The sequence below is a fragment of the Brevibacillus sp. HB1.1 genome (assembly GCF_013332445.1).
GTDB lineage: Bacteria > Bacillota > Bacilli > Brevibacillales > Brevibacillaceae > Brevibacillus > Brevibacillus porteri.
In genome coordinates, this window is the sequence record NZ_JABMIV010000008.1 from 260253 (window position 1) to 280921 (window position 20669).

At 49.1% G+C, this 20669-nt stretch carries 18 protein-coding genes; 2 read left to right on the forward strand and 16 right to left on the reverse strand.

The window, feature by feature from the left end:
• Position 1: 1 nt before the first annotated feature.
• The 4 genes from HPY27_RS20980 to HPY27_RS20995 all read right to left on the reverse strand — a co-directional run bounded on the left by HPY27_RS20980 (position 2) and on the right by HPY27_RS20995 (position 3774).
• The gene (locus tag HPY27_RS20980; RefSeq protein WP_017247514.1) at positions 2-553 is read right to left on the reverse strand and encodes an HAAS signaling domain-containing protein; all 552 of its coding nucleotides are present in this window, start codon (positions 551-553) and stop codon (positions 2-4) included.
• On the reverse strand, positions 540-869 hold the full coding sequence (locus tag HPY27_RS20985; protein WP_017247513.1) for a PadR family transcriptional regulator: 330 nt from the start codon (positions 867-869) through the stop codon (positions 540-542). The genes HPY27_RS20980 and HPY27_RS20985 overlap by 14 nt, the downstream gene beginning before the upstream one ends.
• Positions 870-1021: 152 nt before the next feature.
• Positions 1022-2896 carry a bifunctional metallophosphatase/5'-nucleotidase gene (locus HPY27_RS20990; RefSeq protein ID WP_174225853.1) on the reverse strand — a complete coding sequence of 625 codons (1875 nt, stop codon included), beginning with the start codon at positions 2894-2896 and terminating at the stop codon, positions 1022-1024.
• Positions 2897-2982: 86 nt separating this feature from the next.
• Positions 2983-3774 carry an alpha/beta fold hydrolase gene (locus HPY27_RS20995; RefSeq protein WP_173622444.1) on the reverse strand — a complete coding sequence of 264 codons (792 nt, stop codon included), beginning with the start codon at positions 3772-3774 and terminating at the stop codon, positions 2983-2985.
• 110 nt (positions 3775-3884) lie between these two features.
• Here HPY27_RS20995 and HPY27_RS21000 point away from each other — a divergent pair, with 110 nt between their 5' ends.
• Entirely contained in the window at positions 3885-4562 is a 678-nt protein-coding gene (locus tag HPY27_RS21000) for an alpha/beta fold hydrolase (RefSeq protein ID WP_173622443.1), read from the forward strand.
• Between the two features lie 51 nt (positions 4563-4613).
• Here HPY27_RS21000 and HPY27_RS21005 read toward each other — a convergent pair whose 3' ends face one another.
• The 7 genes from HPY27_RS21005 to hemA all read right to left on the reverse strand — a co-directional run bounded on the left by HPY27_RS21005 (position 4614) and on the right by hemA (position 11653).
• Positions 4614-5090: a GyrI-like domain-containing protein gene (locus tag HPY27_RS21005; RefSeq protein WP_017247509.1), complete on the reverse strand. Its 477-nt coding sequence runs from the start codon at positions 5088-5090 to the stop codon at positions 4614-4616.
• Between the two features lie 120 nt (positions 5091-5210).
• Entirely contained in the window at positions 5211-6500 is a 1290-nt protein-coding gene (hemL, locus tag HPY27_RS21010; RefSeq protein WP_017247507.1) for a glutamate-1-semialdehyde 2,1-aminomutase, read from the reverse strand.
• A gap of 7 nt (positions 6501-6507) precedes the next feature.
• Positions 6508-7482 carry a porphobilinogen synthase gene (gene hemB / locus HPY27_RS21015; RefSeq protein WP_174225854.1) on the reverse strand — a complete coding sequence of 325 codons (975 nt, stop codon included), beginning with the start codon at positions 7480-7482 and terminating at the stop codon, positions 6508-6510.
• Positions 7466-8278: a uroporphyrinogen-III synthase gene (locus HPY27_RS21020; protein WP_174225855.1), complete on the reverse strand. Its 813-nt coding sequence runs from the start codon at positions 8276-8278 to the stop codon at positions 7466-7468. The genes hemB and HPY27_RS21020 overlap by 17 nt, the downstream gene beginning before the upstream one ends.
• Entirely contained in the window at positions 8275-9204 is a 930-nt protein-coding gene (gene hemC, locus HPY27_RS21025) for a hydroxymethylbilane synthase (protein ID WP_017247504.1), read from the reverse strand. Before hemC ends, HPY27_RS21020 begins: the two co-directional genes overlap by 4 nt.
• 24 nt (positions 9205-9228) lie before the next feature.
• Positions 9229-10047, reverse strand: coding sequence for a cytochrome C assembly family protein (locus HPY27_RS21030; protein ID WP_017247503.1), 819 nt, complete (start codon positions 10045-10047; stop codon positions 9229-9231).
• A 241-nt stretch (positions 10048-10288) separates the two neighbouring features.
• Entirely contained in the window at positions 10289-11653 is a 1365-nt protein-coding gene (gene hemA, locus HPY27_RS21035; protein ID WP_174225856.1) for a glutamyl-tRNA reductase, read from the reverse strand.
• Positions 11654-11886: 233 nt separating this feature from the next.
• On the opposite strand from hemA, the gene HPY27_RS21040 reads away from it, so the two are divergent.
• Positions 11887-12828, forward strand: a complete 942-nt coding sequence (locus HPY27_RS21040; RefSeq protein WP_305852147.1) for a DMT family transporter — start codon at positions 11887-11889, stop codon at positions 12826-12828.
• Positions 12829-12877: 49 nt separating this feature from the next.
• On the opposite strand, the gene HPY27_RS21045 is transcribed toward HPY27_RS21040, so the two are convergent.
• The 5 genes from HPY27_RS21045 to clpX all read right to left on the reverse strand — a co-directional run bounded on the left by HPY27_RS21045 (position 12878) and on the right by clpX (position 20660).
• Positions 12878-14230, reverse strand: coding sequence for a protein O-GlcNAcase (locus tag HPY27_RS21045; RefSeq protein WP_174225857.1), 1353 nt, complete (start codon positions 14228-14230; stop codon positions 12878-12880).
• A 39-nt stretch (positions 14231-14269) separates the two neighbouring features.
• Positions 14270-14917 carry a ribosome biogenesis GTP-binding protein YihA/YsxC gene (gene yihA, locus HPY27_RS21050; RefSeq protein WP_017247498.1) on the reverse strand — a complete coding sequence of 216 codons (648 nt, stop codon included), beginning with the start codon at positions 14915-14917 and terminating at the stop codon, positions 14270-14272.
• The gene (gene lon, locus HPY27_RS21055) at positions 14914-17253 is read right to left on the reverse strand and encodes an endopeptidase La (RefSeq protein WP_017247497.1); all 2340 of its coding nucleotides are present in this window, start codon (positions 17251-17253) and stop codon (positions 14914-14916) included. Before lon ends, yihA begins: the two co-directional genes overlap by 4 nt.
• Before the next feature lie 246 nt (positions 17254-17499).
• The gene (gene lonB / locus HPY27_RS21060) at positions 17500-19197 is read right to left on the reverse strand and encodes an ATP-dependent protease LonB (RefSeq protein WP_174225858.1); all 1698 of its coding nucleotides are present in this window, start codon (positions 19195-19197) and stop codon (positions 17500-17502) included.
• A gap of 197 nt (positions 19198-19394) precedes the next feature.
• Positions 19395-20660, reverse strand: a complete 1266-nt coding sequence (gene clpX, locus HPY27_RS21065) for an ATP-dependent protease ATP-binding subunit ClpX (protein WP_007722243.1) — start codon at positions 20658-20660, stop codon at positions 19395-19397.
• Between the last annotated feature and the right edge of the window lie 9 nt (positions 20661-20669).

Sequence of the window (20669 nt, forward strand, 5' to 3'; positions counted from 1 at the left end):
CTCATTTCCCCCTGATCATCTTCACGTTGAACTGGAGATAACGTAAGAACTGGCGATACAGCCATTTCGTCAATCGCAGCAAGCCGATGGCAAACATTCCGCCCAATCCTACGGAAACCATGCTGGAGAACAACAAGAAAAGTCGCTCTTGAGAAGGGGCAGGAATCCCGTAATCCAAGAATATTCCGACTGGGGCGACCAAAAGCGCCGCAGTCATTGCATACAACCCCATCAGTATACCAATCAGGCCTAAAAATGGCCCCAAAACGAAGACGAGATTGAAAAATCCCAAGCTGATCGTCGCAACAATCGCTCGCGTCATATTCCCTACGGATGCGTTGGACTGTGCTTGATCAATTCGGTAGCCAGCCAAAAGTTCACGTGCCACTAGCTTCGGACTCCCCAATCCTTCTGCAATTTCAACCTCCGTCTTCCCTTGTTTCATTCCTAAGAGAAAATGCTCTGTATAATCGGCAAGGATGTCTAAGCGCTCTTTATCAGGCAAAGCGCTAAGCAAAGCATTTAACTCATCCATAAACTCACGCCTTGTCATATCCGAGTCCCTCCTCTATGATCTCATTTACCCCGCGGTTAAATATTCGCCACTCCAAGACGAGGTCATTCATGTATTGACGACCGCGATTTGTCAGCTGGTAATATTTCCGTGGGGGTCCCTCTTGTGATTCCGCCAAATAGGTCGTAAAAAATCCTTCCTGGGTCAAACGGCGAAGTAAGGGGTAAACCGTTCCTTCAGAGATATGGAATTTTTCCGAGATGCTCGCAACCAGTTCGTAGCCGTATCTGTCCTGCTTAGCTGTCAAGACGAGAACACACAGCTCCAGAACCCCTTTTTTAAACTGTACGTTCATCAACATCACCCATGTCAAAGCTTACCAAATAGCTACTATATATTGCAAGGTACTTCATAATAACAAAACCTCTTTTTCGCAGCATACCAAGGAACTGCGACTGCGTAAAAAATGGACAGGGAGGTTTTTCTCCATCCCTGTCCGGTCAAACCTTATTTTGCTTCAACAATGCGGCCTTCTACTTTTGGATTGACAGTTTTACGCTTGACCAATCCTTCTTCCACAATGCTGTACATGGACAATCCTGTGTTGAAGAATGGCTTTTTCAACGATTCGTAACCATCTCCACCTGCTGCCAGGAAGTCGATCGTTGCCAATTTATACGTTTTGGTCAGGTCAAGCGGCTTGTCGCCAACTTTTACTTCTACTACGCGCTCGCCAGCTGGCTTGGATGGGTTGTACGTGAAGCTCATGCCGCTCACTTGCGGGAAGCGTCCTGCTCCCTCTTCTACCTGGCTCACGCCGTTTTCGAGGGCTTTCTTCAGCTCTTCGCCTGTTACTTCTACGACTGCCAGTGTATTATTCTCGAATGGCAGGAGCGTGTACAGACCTTTTTTCGTGATATCGCCTGCTGGCAGCTGTGTACGAATTCCACCGCCGTTAGCAAGTGCTACATCTGCTTCATAGCCTTTGATCGACTTCGTGCGCTCCAGCATGATATCTGTGATCAGGTTACCTACGTTTGTTTCTTTCGTACGTACCAGTGCACGGTCACCATCGAGTGGCACTTCGGATTTCGCAATGACAACATTCATTACCGTATCGATCTTGCCTACGATTTCTTTTACCATCTTATCTACTTCTGGATCAGCCACAACTGCTTCATCGTACTCTTTCAAACCGCCGCTGAATGCTACCAATTCTTTGCCGAGGTAGTAGAGGTCAGCGCGTCCGAGAGACTTGCCGTACTCCCAGTCTTGTACGATGTACGTGCCGTTTACGAGTTCAGGTGCTTTCAGCGGAGTATGGGAATGACCACCAACAATCAGGTCAATGCCAGGAACGTTTTTCGCGATTTCACGGTCTACGGTCACTCCGATATGGGAAACAACAATCACGTGATCTACTTCTTTTTTCAGCTCAGGTACAAGTACTTTCGCCACTTCTACCGGATTTTTAAATGTCAGCCCTTTTACGTTGTCAGGGTGAGTCAATACAGGTGTGTCTTCCGCTACGAAACCAACAAAGGCGAATTTCTTCCCACCAATCTCTGCTTTGAAAATAGGTGGCAGCAATTCTTTTCCATCTGCCTTGAACACGTTAGCAGAGATGACTGGATGCTCGAGCATGTCACGCAGCTTGAGCAATTGCTCATAACCAAAGTCAAACTCGTGGTTACCGGCAGCCATTACGTTGTAGTCGAGGCTGTTGAGGATTGGAACAACAGATTCGCCTTTGAATTGGTTCACGAAAACGGTACCTTGGAAGGTATCACCAGCGTCCAAGAGCAAGAAGTTTTCGTTCTCTGCACGCCATTCCTTGAGTAAAGTTGCGATTTTGGCAAAGCCGAATTCTTTTTGGTTCTTGTCTTCTTGAATGTGACCATGTGTATCGTTGGTGTGTGCAATCGTTACATGCGTGGTAGCCGCATCACCCAATGCTTGGAAAAATTCACCGCGCGTTACCGTCGCTTTGTTGTCGAGCTTCATTTTGTAGCCCAGTTTGTCAGCCATTTGTGTCAGCTTGGCAGATGTTACCACTTGCGCAGGGTTTTTATAGTCGTCTTGTGTGAGAGCGCCTTGGCTCTTTGCCCAGTCGAAGTAAGGAGCAGACCAATGAGCACCTTTAGCGGCAGCTCCCACTTTTACTTCTTTCAATTTGGAGAAAACAACAGTAGCTTCCGCGAGAGTCACAGCACGATCCAGAGCAAGATCGCCATTTTGACCCGCTGATACAATTGCCTTTTTCACCATCCAGTCAGCGTGCTGTACGGGATGCAATGGTGCTGCAAATGCTGAGGAAGACATCAGCGATGCAAATACGATAGATGCAAACGCCGTCATCGTAATCCGACGTGCCTTTTTCATGATAATTTCCCCTCTCGTCTATGTATAAATAAATAGGATAACGTTTTCATTATAGCAAAATTTGCTAGGACTATGGTGTGATTTTGTTACTTTTTGTTGAGAAAGCTCCCCAATGCTTCAGCCATTTTCTCTGGCGCTTCGACCATGCCCATATGCCCAGCATCAGGCAGCAGCACTTGCTCGACGCTATTTCTATCTACTGTAAAAGTTTTTTCTGCAGGAATGATCTGATCCTCTGTTCCTGCGACTAATAGCACAGGTAAAGTCGTTTCTTGCAGCACATGATTGCGATCTACTCGATCACGCATGGCGCCTAGTGTTTGGATGGCTCCAATCGGGCTCGTCGCAAAGCCAATCTCTTTTGCCAGCTGGACTTCTTCTCTCATCGATTCGATATGCGAAGGTGCGAACAGCTTCGGGATGAGTGCTTTGATAAAAGGCTCCATCCCATTCTCCCGAATACTCTGGGCTCCTTTATCCCGGTTAGCCTTGGCAGCGTCGTCATCCGGATATGGCGTCGAATGGATCAAGCCAAAGCTCGCCAGCTTGTCCGCGTATTGGTTTGCAAAAGCCAAGGTTACATAGCCACCGAGCGAATGTCCAAACAGATGAATCTTCGCTAAACCCAGCTCATCTACAAACAAAGCCAGATCGTCTGCAAAGCGCTCCATCGAATACGGTTCATCAGGGGCCGAGCTATTTCCATGACCACGCAAATCGATCGCAATGACACGATGCGTTTTAGACAGGAGCGGCACTAGCTTATGCCAGTAAGATGAGCTCCCGCAAAAACCGTGGATCAAAACAAGCGATTCTCCTGTTCCTTCTTCTACATAGGCTATTTTGATGCCGTTACTCAGTTGGACTTCCTTTTTCATCGAATCATACTCCTTTATTGTTTGGTTACTTCTTGTCAACAAGTGCTACTTACCCTTACGATTTGAAAATAACCCCTGTTCAAAAGAACATGAAAGAGGTGCACATGTAGATGGTATACCCAAAAACAGGTTCCGTGATCGTCAGGGACGGGAGAGAAATGGCGTATACGCACATTCAGGCAAGTCAGACGCCATCTCGCTCCGTCTGTTTTTTCTTTCCCGGAGCCAGCTATTCGTTCGACAGGCCTTATCTGTATTATTCTACCATGCTTTTTTTGAGTAAACAGTTCGATCTCGTCTATGTACACGCAGAGTATGGACGAGACAATGCGGATTTTTGGAATAGCTCATTCGCCAAACGCAGTGCTTGGATCAGCGAGGAGATGCAAACGGTTGTCTCACATGTGCTGGATGTGTACGGATATGAACGAGTTTTCTTCCTCGGGAAGTCACTCGGTACGGTGCCGATTACCTGCGGATTGCTCAAGGAATCTCGTTTTGCCTGTTCATCTGCAATCTTATTGACGCCATTGCTGACTGAGGAAGTGTTCCATACGGAATTGCTAACTCTTACCCAACCGATATTTCTCGTCTCAGGCACCGCCGATCATTACTACAATCAGGGCGTGGTTGATCAGCTTGCCACATCCAAACCAAACATCCAGCTCCATCTCCCGCCAGACGCTAAGCACTCCCTCGATGTTGATCTCTACGTCGATGATTCCCTTCAAGTGCTACAGTCTGTCATGGGTGAACTAGCACGTTTCCTGGACAAGCAAATAGATTGACATCAAAAACAACACCTCTTGCTTGCAATGAGCGGTGTTGTTTTCTTTTTTTTACCGAAGCGGAATAAAAATTTCATACGCATTGTCGACCCGAGCAGACTCATGCACAGATGGAACGTACCGTTGATCGTAGCGCTCCATGCGACGAGCTTGCTCGTCCACCTGATGGCCATTCTCGTTGAGCCAACCAAACAGTCCATGGTATGTATTTTGCACCTGCTCCATAGGCCCTGTATGGGTAAAGCGGGCGTATGTCCTCTCTGGAATCGTGAACCCGAGCATGCCCTCAGGGATATGCTCGAAACGCTCCACTTCCACGACAATGTACTCGGTATACATTTGGTACGTCCGATTCTCGTCGCTGATGTCGTAACGAACATCTGGTGAAATCACGAGAGGAATCTCATCCTGGCGCTTCAAAAAAGTCTCCCACAACTTCGGCATGTATTCCACTAGCATAGGAAACGAACCAGAGAAGCTAAGGCCAACCAGATGCTTTTGCGGTACGTGAATGATCGTCCCTTCCATGTCTCCACCTCATTCATCTGCATTTTCCTTCGTATTTTGACAAGGGGTGGAAAAATCCTGCAAAAAATCAAAAAAAGCACCTCCTGCATCAGCAAGGAAGTGCTTTCTTCTTTTCATTCTTTATTCAAACGCTCTTTTCATCGCTTTGAAGCTTGCTTCAATCGTACGTTCGATATCTTCATCGGTATGAGCCAAGGAAACGAACATACCCTCAAACTGGGACGGCGGGATCATGATGCCTTCCTCCAGCAGATAGCTAAAGTACGCCGAGAACCGCTCCAGATCGGATGATTTCGCTGTTTCGTAGTTGATAACTGGCGTCTCTGTAAAGAACAGGCAAACCATGGAACCCACGCGATTGAGCGTGTGCGGAATGCCCAGCTTCTTGGCATTGTCAGCCAAGCCTTCAGCCAAACGAGCGGACATCTTCTCCAAGCGTTCGTATGCGCCTGGCTTGCTGAGCTCTTGCAAGGTAGTCAAGCCTGCTGCCATCGCCAAAGGATTACCCGACAGCGTCCCTGCCTGATAGATTGGGCCTGCAGGAGCTACTTGCTGCATGATCTCACGTTTGCCACCGTATGCACCTACTGGCAAGCCACCCCCGATGACTTTCCCCATCGTGGTCAAATCCGGAGTAATGCCGTACAGCTCTTGTGCACCGCCCAATGCTACCCGGAAGCCAGTCATGACTTCATCGAAAATCAGCAGTGTCCCATGTTTCTCTGTAATTTCACGCAGTCCTTCGAGGAAGCCTGGCTGTGGAGGAACAACCCCCATATTGCCGCCGATTGGCTCCACAATAACTGCTGCCAGATCATCGCCAAACGCTTCAAATGCCAGTTTGACGCTTTCCAGATCATTGTAAGGAACCGTAATCGTATTGTGTGCTGTTCCTTCAGGTACACCTGGGCTGTCTGGAAGTCCCAGTGTAGCCACACCGGAGCCAGCTTTGATCAACAGGCTGTCAGCATGACCATGGTAGCAGCCTTCGAACTTCATGATTTTATTGCGTCTGGTATAACCACGCGCAAGGCGCAGAGCGCTCATCGTTGCCTCTGTACCGGAGTTCACCATGCGCACGACTTCTACAGATGGCACGATCTCACAAACGAGCTTTGCCATTTCTGTTTCCCGCTCAGTCGGTGCGCCGAAGCTAGTTCCAAGCGCAGCTACTTCCGTAATCGCTGCAAGGACACGCGGATGTGCATGGCCCAATATCAATGGACCCCACGAGCCGATGTAGTCAATATAACTGTTTCCATCCACATCAAAAATGCGGGAGCCTTCTCCTTTTGCAATGTAAACAGGATTGCCTCCGACGCTCTTAAAGGCACGAACCGGACTGTTTACTCCACCTGGTATGTAATGCTGTGCTTCTGCAAATAACTGAGTAGATTTTTCTCTATTCATCTCATGCTCACCTCGCCAGCCATTTTGCAACATCTTTTGCATGGTACGTAATGATCAAATCTGCACCTGCACGTTTGAAGCCAACCAATGTTTCCATAACGATACGCTCTTCATCGATCCAACCATTCAGAGCTGCCGCTTTTACCATGGAGTACTCTGCACTCACATTGTAAGCCACGATCGGCAGGTTGAAGTTCTCACGCAGACGAAGAACCATGTCCATGAAGGCAAGACCTGGCTTCACGATCAAAAAGTCCGCTCCCTCTTTTACATCGGAAGCTGCTTCGCGCAGACCTTCACGTGCATTGGCCGCGTCCATTTGATAGCTTTTGCGATCGCCAAATTGTGGAGTCGAGCCTGCCGCATCGCGGAATGGCCCGTAGAAAGCAGAAGCGTATTTCACCGCATAGGACATGATCGGAATGTGCTCAAAACCAGCCTCGTCCAAAGCTTCACGGATTGCAATCACGAAACCGTCCATCATGTTGGAAGGAGCGATAATGTCTGCTCCGGCTTTTGCTTGGGAAACGGCGGTCTGACCCAAAAGCTTCAATGTCTCGTCATTCACGACTTCGCCTTCGTGAATGACACCACAGTGACCATGATCGGTGTATTCACACAGGCATGTATCTGCAATCACGAGCATTTCCGGATGGGCTTCCTTGATCAGACGCATCGCCTGTTGGGTAATCGCATCATCATTGTACGCCTCTGTTCCGCATGCGTCTTTATGTACTGGTACCCCAAACATCAAAACAGCTTGAATTCCTAGAGCTACGATTTCCTTCATCTCTTCGGCCAAAGTGTCCAAGGAGAGCTGATACACGCCTGGCATGGACGGAATCTCATTCTTAATACCGGTTCCTTCCACTACGAACAACGGATAAATCAAGTCTTCCACCCGTACGTGGTTCTCCCGCACCAAATTGCGCATAGCCGCACTTTTGCGAAGACGGCGATGACGGTCAAATGTTTGTGCCATGTCGATTCCCTCCCAGATTCTCTATGATAGCTGCTAGTAAGCCTTCCACGGTGTACTCACTCGCTACGACATGAACAGAAAGCCCGTTTTGTCTTGCTGTATCTGCCGTGATTGGTCCGATACAGGCTATCTGAACGTGCTTGAGCCAGTCAAACGATGCATAGGACTCCATCGCTGCCATGAAATGCGTCACCGTTGAAGAGCTGGTAAACAAGATGATATCGATGAGACCTTGTTGTAGCTTTTCCGCTGCATCTGGAGCCTGCTCTGCATCAATGACAGTGTGATACACGTCTACCTCTGTCACAGCAAGCCCCAAGCGAGCCAACTCCTTGGGCAGTGCCTTGCGGGCAATATCTGCACGAGGCAACAGAACACGCTGACCAGGAAGCAGCTGATCATACAAGCTCGACAGCAAGCCTTCCGCCACGTAATCAGACGGGATGACAGCTACTCCGAGCCCGTGATGCTCAAGCGCCTTGGCCGTCTTCGGACCAACCGCAGCAATTTTGCCAGTGAACGCTTCGAGTCCTACCCCGACCTCACGCATGCGCTCTAAGAAGAAGCGTACGCCATTCACACTCGTGAAGACCACCCAGTCGTATGTTGGCAACTGGGTGATGGCCTCGTCGAGCTTGGCAGTTTCCGGCGGCGGCATCATTTTTAACAGGGGAAATGCGTACGCTTCTCCACCTAACCGCTCGATATGTTCAACGAGCTCGCGAACTTGACTTCTTGCCCGCGTGACCATGATGCACTTGCCAGTCAGCGGCTTGTGCGATCCGTGGACAATCATTGCTCATTCTCCCGCAATACTTGCGCAAGTACTTCTCCCGCTCCCTGCGCCAGGAGGGCTTCCGCCACTTGAATGCCCAGCGCTAACGGATCTTGCCCAGTCGCCGTGTTTTTGAACATTTGCTTCCCATCTGGGGAGCCAACCATTCCCGTCATAGTAATTTCATTGTTCTCTCCAACTGTCGCATATGCGCCAATCGGCACCTGACAGCCGCCTTGGAGTTTATGCAGGAAGCTGCGCTCTGCTGTTACCGCTAAACGCGTCGGTGCGTCATCAAACTGCTTCAAGAGAGCGAGTGTCTCCTCATCGTCTGCACGGCATTCGATGGCAAGCGCTCCTTGACCGACTGCTGGCAAGCTGATTTCAACAGGCAGGAACTGCGAGATGTTCCCTTCGAAATTCACGCGCTCAAGTCCTGCCGCAGCGAGGATAATGGCATCAAAATTGCCTTCCTCCAGCTTGCGCATGCGCGTATCAATATTTCCACGCAGAGATTCGATCTGAATGTCAGGGCGATGTGCGAGAATTTGTGCAGAACGGCGCAAGCTGCTAGTCCCTACCAAAGCTCCTTGCGGCAGTTCATCCAACGTCTTGCCGTCCTTGGAAAGCAGAACATCCCGAGGATCAACACGCTTCGGAATCGCTCCGATTACCAAGCCCTCTGGCAATTCAGCAGGCATATCCTTCAAGCTGTGTACAGCAAAATCGGTTTCCTTATCGAACAAGGATTGCTCGATTTCTTTGACAAACAACCCTTTTCCGCCTACTTTGGACAAGGTCACATCGAGGATTCGATCGCCTTTTGTCACGATTTCATGCAATTCAAAATCAGCTTCAGGTGCGAACCCCTTCAGTTTTTCTACGACCCATTTCGTTTGGGTGAGCGCCAATTTGCTGCGACGCGTTCCCACTTTCCATTTTCCCATGACAGCCTCCTTGATGAACAGCCCCTACCACCAGTCGTGAAATGTAGAAGTAGTGAAGCCTAAAAAATTGATAAGCAGTAACAAAAACGCCAGGACGTTCCACTGCGCGAGTCTGCGCATCTGCACCGTATCCCGATAGCGTTGGTACAGCCACAGCGAATAAATCGCAAGAACTAGCACGGAGAGCACTACTTTGGAGTCAAACAAAAATTTCTCCGGCAAAACCATTTTACCCCAAATGATCCCTAATACAATCGAGAGCAAGAGCATCGGTACACCCAGCATGTTCATTCGGTACGCGTAGCCTTCCAGTTGATCGAGGCTAGGCAATCGCCTGAGCAACGGCGACCAGCGTCTTTCTTTGAGCATTTTGTGCTGAAGCAAGTACATGGCCGAGAAGATCATGGAGAGCGAGAACGCCCCATAGCTGAACATAGCCAGTGTCACATGCGTCAGCAATAGCTCAGAGGTCAAGATGCTCGATACAGCCTCAATCGGCGTTTCCGGCAAAAACATCGACATGACGAGCACGACGAACCCAATAATATTAGTAAAAAAAACCAGTAAATCAATCCGAAAAAAATAGTGAATGGCAAGCGACAAGCCTACCAGCACCCATGAATAAAAAAAGAGCGTCTCAAACAACGTAATGACTGGAAAATACCCCTTCATGACTGCTTGCGAGACAAAAAATGCGGTTTGCAAGGCCCAAACGACAACAAGCAACCCGAAAGCCAGACGATTGACTTTCCGGTTGCTTTGCAAGAAGTCGTTAAAATAGAAGAGAACACTTGCAGCGTAGAGAAAGATCGTCAAGTCGTAGATCCATCTCACCTCGGCCATGCACTCTCTCCCCCACTTTCCCAATCGGTTTCTAACAGTGCGTGTTCAAAAAGTCGGTTTTTAGCACCGAGAAGATGGCGAGAACCGAACGAAGGAGGAGCGGAGTGTAGGTAATCTACATGAGCACCGGACTTCGGAGGTGAACGCCATATTCGATGTCGAATTAGCTTACTGAGCTACTTCGTGATCAAAAGACGACTTTTTGAACAACCTCTAGTAGCAGATAGATTGTCAGGTCAGCTTATTCAGGGAACCGGGAAGCCAATACCTGTTCCCGAGAAGAAGATGTATGTTTATTTTTATCGTTAGCCCAGATTGCTTCCTGTTCTTTTCGCTCCAGGATCTCCTCCAACGCAAACATTTTCTCGAAAATATCCAGCACTTCTTCCCCATCTTTGGTAGCTGCCATTTCTTTTAAACGCACGACCGGATCGTGCAACAGTTGATTGACAATACCCTTGGTTGTCTTGCGGATGATGTGCATCTCCCGCTCAGACAAATTCGGCAGCTTGTTTTCGATTTTTCGCATCGCTTCGCTTTGGATCGTGTTTGCCTTGTCACGCAGTGCAGCGATGATTGGCGCCACGCCAAGCGTTTGATACCAGGTCGAGAATGCCACGATCTCTTCTTGAATCATGACATCCAGACGTTCCGCTTCACGAGAACGTTCCGCAACGTTACTCGCGACAATGCCTTCGAGATCGTCAATATCATATAAAAATACGTTATCAAGATCATGCAAGTCAGGATTCAGGTCGCGAGGAACTGCGATATCCACCATGAACAACGGACGATGCTTCCTTTGTTTCATGATCGGAGCCAGTTCTTTTTTGCCGAGGACATAACCTGTCGCTCCGGTCGAGCTGATGACGATGTCTGCTGTGAGCAGTGCCTCTGGCAACTGCTCCATCGTACAGGAGTCACCCTTGAACTTTTCTGCCAAAAGCTGCGCTCGCTCCAATGTACGATTCGCTACCATGACGCGTTCCGATCCATTTGCGTGCAGGTGCTTGGCAGTCAGCTCGCTCATTTTTCCCGCTCCGACGATCAGGACAGACTTCCCTGCGAAGGAACCGAAAATCTTTTTCCCCAGTTCGACAGCAGCGTAGCTGACAGAAACCGCATTTTGTCCAATCGCTGTCTCTGTATGGGCACGCTTGGCGAACGTAATCGCTTGCTTGAACAAGGTGTTGAAGACAGTCCCTGTCGTTTGACGCTCCTGCGCCAACAGGAACGCATCCCGGACTTGTCCGAGGATTTGTGTTTCTCCCATTACCATCGAATCAAGACCGGAAGAGACTCGGAACAAGTGCTCGATTGCTTGTTCGTTCTCTTTTATATAGAGATGATCCTTAAATTGTTCTTTCTCCACGCCGAACCATTCAGCCAAAAAACGGCGGGAATAGTCTCGGCCAATATTCGCCTGGTCGCAAACAACGTAGATTTCCGTCCGGTTGCACGTCCCCAGGATGATACATTCTGCGATACTCTTCGTCTGGGAGAGAAGATGAAGAGCGCGTGCTGTCCCATCGTCGCTGAATGTAAACTTTTCGCGAATTTCGACAGGAGCTGTTTTATAGTTTAGACCCAGCAAAAGAATATCCATAATGTCCTCCCAGAATAACAAACCTGTTAGCGGCATATGTAAAATGCACTATTATTATATCATTATGTCCCGAATCGGATAGGAGTAATTGTGAAAAGTTTTTTAACGGAGTGCACTTTGGGTATATCCTTTATAATCCGCTTGCGTTCCGTCCGGGAATCCCTTATGATGTCGGCTATACATGAAAACAGAAGAAAAATTGCGAAAATGTCAGAAAGGAGAGAAAAGAAGCTTTGAGAAAACCTTGGATGGCAGACATAACGCTGCTCCTCGTCGCAGTTATCTGGGGAACTACGTTTTTGATCGTACAGCAGGCAATCGCATCGCTGCCTCCCAATACGTTTAACGCCGTACGCTTTACCATTGCTGCGTTATTTTTACTGATCATCTATTTCATCCGCAATCGTTATCGTGGGCAGAACTCTGAATGGAGAGGGCCACTACTTCGTGCAGGCGTCATCCTCGGTTTTTGGCTCTGTCTGGGATATGCCTTTCAGACCGTAGGACTTTTGTATACATCGCCGTCCAAAGCTGGCTTTATCACAGGTTTAGCCGTCGTATTGGTACCGCTCTTCTCATTTTTGCTCTTGCGTGAGCGTGTCAAACCTCTCGCTATCGTCGGCGTGATTCTAGCAGCGTTCGGCTTGTATTTGCTGACACAGAGCCAGTCGTTCTCCTTTAATCTCGGTGATGCCCTGGTATTCTTCGGTGCAATCTGCTTCGCTATGCAAATCGTCTCTACCGGCAAATACGCACCTCGTTTTGCAGCATTGCCCCTTGCCATTACGCAATTAGGCACGGTAGCTGTTATGAGCTGGCTGTACGCCTTTTTCTTTGAGGATTGGAGTCGTGCTTTTGATCCGACGATCTTGTTCATCCCAGAGGTGGCCTTTGGTTTGATCGTCACTTCTATTTTCGCTACGGCACTGGCCTTTCTCGCGCAGACGGCCTTGCAAAAACAAACCAGCTCGACGCGGGTCGCTCTCATTTTCGCTTTGGAGCCCGTTTTTGCTGCAATCACCTCCTACGTGTTTATTCATGAAGTATTGAATGGAAGACAGCTGACCGGATGTCTCCTGATTTTCACTGGCATGATTCTCGCTGAACTGCCGATTCAAGAATGGTTGCGCAATTTCCGTCAGAGAAAACCAAATGAGAGTCGTGAATCTGCCTGATGCGAAAAAGCAAAAAAGTTCCTTCTCCCCTGCGGGAAAGGAACTTTTTTTATGAGCTCTTCTTGACCTCTAGCATTACGGCATCCACAAAAAGCTGCATGACCGGTCCGCACACTTCTTGCGGGTAACGTTCCGTTCGTTTGAGCCACTGTTTGAGCCGGAGCAAGTGATACGCTGCTTGTGGAAGTCGCCCTCTTGTCCCCTGATCAATGAGAGCGACTGCCGACAGACCGACCTTTGTCCACAGATGGAACTTCTCCACCCACGGCCTCGTTTCTTCTGCAAGCTTCTGATTCGTCATCCCTGCCAACAGCTTGTCTGCCGACGCCTCCATCTTCTGAAAAAGGGCCGTCAAGTCAGCAATGGCCTTTTGCCGATCTCCCTGCAAAAAATGAAAGCGGAAGGTCAGGATCGCTTCTAACAATCGCGGCGATTCCACCTCGCATAAAAACGAGCTTTGCACATTATCAGCAAAGGTAAAGAAAGCATCTGCATCCTTTTGTCCCGCTACTTCCTCGATGGCTTGTTTCCATACCGTATCAGGATCGTAGCCGATCGGATCTCGCAAATAAGCTGCCGTCGTAATCAAAGGAATCTTCGAGCATTCTGGTCTAGACATCGCATTCGCCACATAGCCTGCTGCGTATTGCCACAGGTCAGGATCGCGGTGACGCAATGGACCGATATGTAGTTCATTCGCCATGGCCAAATCATTCACCGGGTAGTTGTCCCAATAAAATGGCTGATGACCCGTAGACTCATGAAAGCGAATGGCATCACCATCCGTTAGGTAGGGCGAGCAGACGAATCGTCCCGTCCAAAACAAATCGATTTCTGACGGCAGATGCTGGCCGAGGTACATGATGTACGCTTCTTTTCCAATCCCGTTGTATTGTGTAGGACAGACAACCAACTTGACTGGTTCGCCCCAGCTCCGTATCAAATCCCACACATAAAGCGTCGTCTGGGCATGCGCCTCCGCCAAATGGGCGAACTCGGCTACATCCTTCTCATGCAACAGATGCATGGGGATATCATCGAACAATAGCGCAAAGTAACGCACACCACGATCATACAAATCCCGATACTTCCTGCCTAATAGCTCCAAGTGCTGACGATTCGTATATTCCATGCTGAGCCCAGGACCCAGACAATAAATAAACTGCATGTTGCGAGTCTTTGCCCGCTGGATCAACTCTTCTAACTGTTGATTGGCTTTTGTAGGGAGCGACTCCATCCAGCGTTCCCGCAGATACTCGTCATCTTTTGGAGCGTAGAAATACGCGTTGTAATCATGTCGGTGCAAAAAGTCGATCATATCCAGCCGCTCTTCATGTGTCCAAGGTGTTCCATAGAAGCCTTCGATCACACCACGTACAGCAAAGCAAGCACTCCCGCTCACTCAGATGCTCCCTTCCCCACGACGAATTGGGTCTAAGAATTACTCATTGGCTGGAGCAGTCTCCTCAGCCTTGGCAGCCGTCTCCCTGGCCATTTCCTCGCCAGCACGGATACGACGCATGATTTCTGCCCACAGTTCATCCTTGCCTTGACCTGTCTCCGAGGAAAATACAATGATCGTATCATCCCCGCGCAAATTCAGGCTTTGACGGATGATCTTCGTATGCTGTAGCCAACGCCCGCGAGCGATTTTATCACCTTTCGTCGCTACGACTACGGTAGGGATCCCGATTTGCTTGCACCAATCGTACATCGCAATATCGTCTTTACTCGGAGCATGGCGAATATCGACCAGTTGAATAATGAAGCGAAGCTCTTTCCGGTTTTTCAAATAGCCCTCGATCATTTTTCCCCATTGTTCCTTGATCGTCTTCGCTACCTTTGCATACCCATAACCCGGGAAGTCAACGAAGTAGAGCATTTGATTGACACGGAAATAGTTCAATGTCTGGGTTTTACCCGGACGAGAACTGATCCGGGCAAGCCCTTTGCGGTTCATCATTTTATTGAGCAAGGATGATTTCCCTACGTTGGAGCGTCCTACCAGCGCGATCTCATGGAGACCATCCGTAGGATACTGCTTCGGTCCAACCGCGCTGATAATAAACTCTGATGATGTTACTTTCATGCTTTGTCACCTACTGGCTGTTTAGTTAGCGCGTGACGCAGCACTTCATCTAAATGATCAACTGGATAGAATGACAGTTCACCGCGTACGCTCTCCGGGATATCCTCGATATCCTTCTCGTTGTCTTTTGGCAAAATGATCGTGGTTAAACCTGCACGGTGAGCAGACATGCATTTTTCTTTCAGCCCGCCAATTGGCAGTACCCGACCTCGCAATGTAATCTCCCCGGTCATCCCCACTTCTTTTTTCACAGGGATTTTCGTCAGGGCGGATACGAGTGCGGTTGCCATGGTAATCCCAGCAGAAGGACCGTCTTTTGGAATCGCCCCTTCTGGAAAATGGATGTGGATATCGTTCTTCTCGTGGAAGGACGGATCAATTCCCCACTGATCTGCATGGGAGCGAATATAGCTAAACGCAGCCTGCGCAGATTCCTTCATGACGTCACCCAGTTTCCCTGTCAGGGTGAGCTTACCTTTTCCAGGCAAAATGCTGACTTCTACATTCAGCGTATCTCCACCTGCTTGTGTCCAAGCCAGACCCGTAACGGAGCCGACTTGATCTTTTTTCTCCGCCAGTCCATAGCGGTAACGCGGTTTGCCAAGCAGTGTCTCCAATGTCTTTACCGTAACCACGACACGCTTCTTCTCCCCGCTCACGATCAGCTTGGCAGCTTTGCGGCATACGTTGGCTGCTTCGCGATTGAGGTTGCGAACACCCGCTTCTCGCGTGTACAAACGAACGAGCTTCAGCATCGCATCGTCGTTCATTTTCAGCTTATCTTTGCCCAGACCGTGATCCTGCATTTGCTTCGGCAAGAGGTAATCACGCAAAATGTTCAGCTTTTCCAATTCGGTATAGCTGGAAATCGAGATGACCTCCATCCGGTCCAAGAGCGGACGCGGAATCGTATCGAGACTGTTTGCGGTCGTAATAAACATGACGTTCGTCAAATCATAGGTCTCTTCGATATAGTGGTCACTGAATTTATCATTTTGGTTTGGATCGAGTACTTCGAGCAGCGCAGAAGCAGGGTCTCCACGGAAATCGGACGCGAGCTTGTCGATCTCATCCAGCAAAAAGACAGGATTAATCGTACCTGCTTGCTTCATTCCTTGTATGATTCGTCCTGGGAGAGCACCGACATACGTGCGGCGGTGTCCGCGAATTTCTGCTTCATCGCGTACTCCACCCAAGGAAATGCGAACGAAATTGCGACCGATTGCACGCGCTACGGAACGGGCCAGAGATGTTTTCCCGACACCCGGAGGGCCTACCAGACAAAGGATTGGTCCACGCATGGAGTTTACCAGCTTTTGTACTGCCAAATACTCCAAGACGCGCTCCTTCGGTTTATCCAAGCCGTAATGATCTTCATCGAGAACTTGCTGTGCATGATGAATATCCAGATTGTCTTCGGTCGTCTTCGCCCACGGCAGTGCAAACAAGGTATCGATATACGTACGGATGACTGAGCCTTCCGCAGAAGTCGCCGGCATCTTTTCCAGACGCTCGAGCTCCTTCTCAATCTTCGCTTTGATCCGCTCAGGAGCATCCGATTTTTCGAGCTGAGCACGCAGCTCATCTACTTCACCTTGGCGTCCGTCCTTGTCGCCCAGCTCTTTTTGGATAGCTTTCATTTGCTCACGCAGGTAATATTCCTTTTGCGTGCGCTCCATCTGTTTCTTCACGCGGTTGCCGATCTTGCGCTCCAGCTCTAGTACTTCGCGCTCGTTGTTCAAAATGGTTAAAAGAATTTCGAGACGTTCCTTGATGTTGGTCGTCTCCAAAATTTCCTGTTTGTCCTTCATCTTGAGTGGCAAATGCGAAGCAATCACATCTGCCAAACGTCCCGGTTCCTCAATGTCCTGCACAGAGGTTAGCGTCTCTGGAGAAACCTTTTTGGACAGCTTGATGTACTGCTCAAAGTGGCCCAGCAAGGAACGCATTAATGCTTCCACTTCGTTTTGCTCTGTTTTTTCATCTTGCAAATATGTAATCGACACGACGAAATAATCTTCCTGTTGAAGATACTCCTCGATCTTCGCGCGTTGCAAGCCTTCTACCAATACACGGATTGTCCCATTCGGCAGCTTCAGCATTTGTTTCACACGCGCAACGGTACCAATACTGTAAATTTGCTCAGCATCTGGCTCTTCTATATGGACCTCTTCCTGTGTCGCAAGCAAAATCTTGTTATCGTCTACCATGGCTTGCTCCAATGCGCGGATGGACTTTTCCCGTCCAACGTCCAAATGGAGTACCATTGTCGGATAAACAAGCAATCCTCGCAACGGGAGAAGCGGTAATTCTCGTTTACCGGAACGTTCGCCCAAGCGGATGCACCTCTCCTTGTTGATCTACCCTCTTACAAAGAGCCTTATAACAGACAAAAACGGCCCTCAAAGCCGTTTTTCAAACGCCCGCCCGGCCCCAAAAAACGAGACAAAAAAGATCTCGCAATCATTTTTTGTGGAGCTCGTTTCAGGCCGGGCAAGGCCTCAGGCTCTTTGCAAGCAGAAGCTTTTTTCCATTGTAGCGCAAACACAATCCGATGTCTAATCCGCGAGCATACCCGACTGTTACAGGGATAGCGGAGAGGAAGCGAGATCCTCTGCTGGGATTTGCAAAGTAAATCCCGTCGCCTCTTCTTCTTGCATAGTAGCTTGCGGTACAGCTAGCTCAATTACCTCAGTGACAGTTGACACTGGTATGATTTCGATCCCTTTCATGTCTGAAAAAATGCTTTGCCAGTTTTCCTGTGGAATGAGGACTCTGGTCGCTCCCGCTTGTTTGGCGGCCTCTACCTTCGCAACTACACCTCCAACTGGCTTTACCTTCCCATGAATACTGACTTCGCCAGTCATGGCCAGTAAATTATCGACAGGCTGATTAAAAATCGCCGAGTAGATCGCAGTAGCAATGGTAATGCCCGCAGAAGGACCATCAACAGGGATGCCTCCCGGAAAATTGATATGCAGATCGTAATCATACGGGCGGACGCCCATTCTGTTCAGGACAGTCAAAACGTTTTCGATCGATCCTTTTGCCATCGACTTCCGGCGGATCGTCCGGCTACGGCTGCCCATCTCCTCTTCCTCAGCCATTCCTGTCATCGCCATTCGACCTTGACCTGGAACAGCGGTGGGAGAAGCAGTCACTTCCAGCTCCATCACACTGCCCATGTTCGGACCGTACACAGCAAGACCGTTGACCAATCCGACCTGCGGTGTATCATGTACCTGCTTTTCTGGGCGAGGCGATTTTTGACTGCTGTGCATCACCCATTCCACATCGGCAGCCTGGATGTCATTGCGGTCTTCCGTCAAGGCAATTCCCGCAGCGATTTGCAGTGTATTGATCGCTTCACGTCCATTGGTCGCGTAGCGCTCGATCACGGAAACAGCACCATCTTCCATATTCATATTCATTTTAGGCACGGCCGTACGCACGATACTCCCAATTTCTCCAGCCTTCAATGGGCGGAAAAAGATTTCCAGGCAACGGGAACGAAGCGCAGCAGGCAGTTCTTCTGGTAGCCTTGTCGTCGCTCCAACCAGGCGGAAGTCGGCCGGCAAACCGTATTTGAAAACGTCATGAATATGCGAAGGAATTTGGTTATTTTCCTCGCTGTAGTAAGCACTCTCTAGCATGACTTTACGGTCTTCAAGAACCTTTAGTAACTTATTCATCTGCACAGGATGAAGTTCCCCTATTTCATCAAGAAAAAGCATGCCACCGTGCGCTTTCGTCACAGCGCCTGGCTTTGGCTGCGGAATTCCCGCCTGCCCAAGCGAGCCTGCCCCTTGATAAATAGGATCATGTACAGAGCCAATTAACGGGTCAGCAATCCCGCGCTCATCAAAACGAGCAATCGTCGCATCGATTTCAATAAACTTGGCATCAGAAGAAAACGGCGATAGCTGATTTTTCTTCGCTTCTTCCAGCACGACCCTAGCCGCTGCGGTCTTGCCTACACCAGGCGGTCCATAAATAATGACATGCTGTGGGTTGGGACCACACAAAGCGGCACGCAACGCACGAAGCCCATCTTCTTGTCCTACAATTTCTTCCAAAGTCGCTGGTCTTGTTCTCTCTGACAGAGGCTCAGTCAATGCAACCATTCTCATTTTACGAATAGAATCAAGATCCTTACGCGATTCCTTTTCGGTTGAGGTTTTCGTGTTTCTCTGCGCTCGCAGCAAGTTCCAAAAGTAGGTGCCGATCACGATACCAACAACCACTTCAATGACAGCAATGACCAATGTCGTATAGTCCATATGCAGTCCCTCCCATGCGTCTTCGCTTGCGGTCAACTTTTGTCCCCCGAAGAGAGGGGAACACGTTCCTGACCGTTTTGTGCATATGTAAAGCTTCTCTTGAACGATATCAAGTAGTATTGCCCCGCAAGCGTAGACATAAACCAACAACAAAAAAACCACCTCGCCTATAACGAGATGGTTTGTGTAGACAATACTTATGCTGTTTCTTCGTGCAATTCCTGGCCTTCTTTGGTCAACAATTGCGGCTTCACTTTGTCGCGAACCGTTTCTTCGGTAATCACGCACTTGTTGACGTCTTCTCTGGAAGGAAGCTCATACATCATATCGAGCATGATTTGTTCGATAATCGCACGCAGGCCGCGCGCACCAGTGTTGCGCTTAATCGCTTCTTTCGCGATTTGCATGAGCGCACCGTTATCGAACTCCAGCTCAACACCGTCGAGACTCAGCAGTTTTTGGTACTGTTTCACCAAAGAGTTTTTCGGCTCTGTCAGGATACGCACGAGCGTCTCCTCATCCAGCGGCTCCAAGGTAGCCAGCACTGGCAAACGACCGACGAACTCCGGAATCAGACCAAATTTCAGCAGGTCTTCCGGCAAAATGTATTTCAGGTATTCTCCGGCTTTCAGATCGCCTTTTACGCCATCGCCGAAGTCTGCACCGAAACCGATGACTTTTTTACCCAAACGACGCTTGATAATCTGCTCGACGCCATCAAATGCACCGCCGCAGATGAACAAAATGTTCGACGTGTCGATTTGGATGAACTCTTGGTGAGGATGCTTGCGTCCGCCTTGTGGTGGCACACTCGCAACGGTCCCCTCCAAAATTTTCAAAAGCGCTTGTTGAACGCCTTCACCAGATACATCACGCGTGATGGATGGGTTTTCCGATTTGCGGGCTACCTTATCAATCTCGTCGATGTAAATGATTCCTTTTTCAGCCTTCTCAACATCATAGTCAGCAGCCTGGATGAGCTTGAGCAAGATGTTTTCAACATCTTCACCCACATAGCCTGCCTCTGTCAGAGAAGTTGCGTCCGCAATCGCGAAAGGTACATTCAGAATGCGCGCCAATGTTTGCGCGAGCAACGTTTTTCCGCTACCAGTCGGACCGATCAGCATGATGTTGGATTTTTGCAGTTCCACATCCTCGATCTTCGCCCCGGAATTAATCCGTTTGTAGTGGTTGTACACCGCTACAGACAAGGACTTCTTCGCCATATCTTGACCGATCACATAGTCGTCCAAGATTTTGCGAATTTCCACTGGCTTTGGAATTTCTTTCATATCGATTTCTTCTTCAGTACCCAGTTCTTCCTGTACAATTTCATTGCACAGTTCGATACATTCGTCACAAATGTAAACACCAGGACCAGCTACCAGCTTGCGCACCTGTTCCTGGGACTTGCCGCAGAAGGAACACTTCAGTTGGCCTTTGTCGTCGTTAAACTTAAACATGCGCTTCAC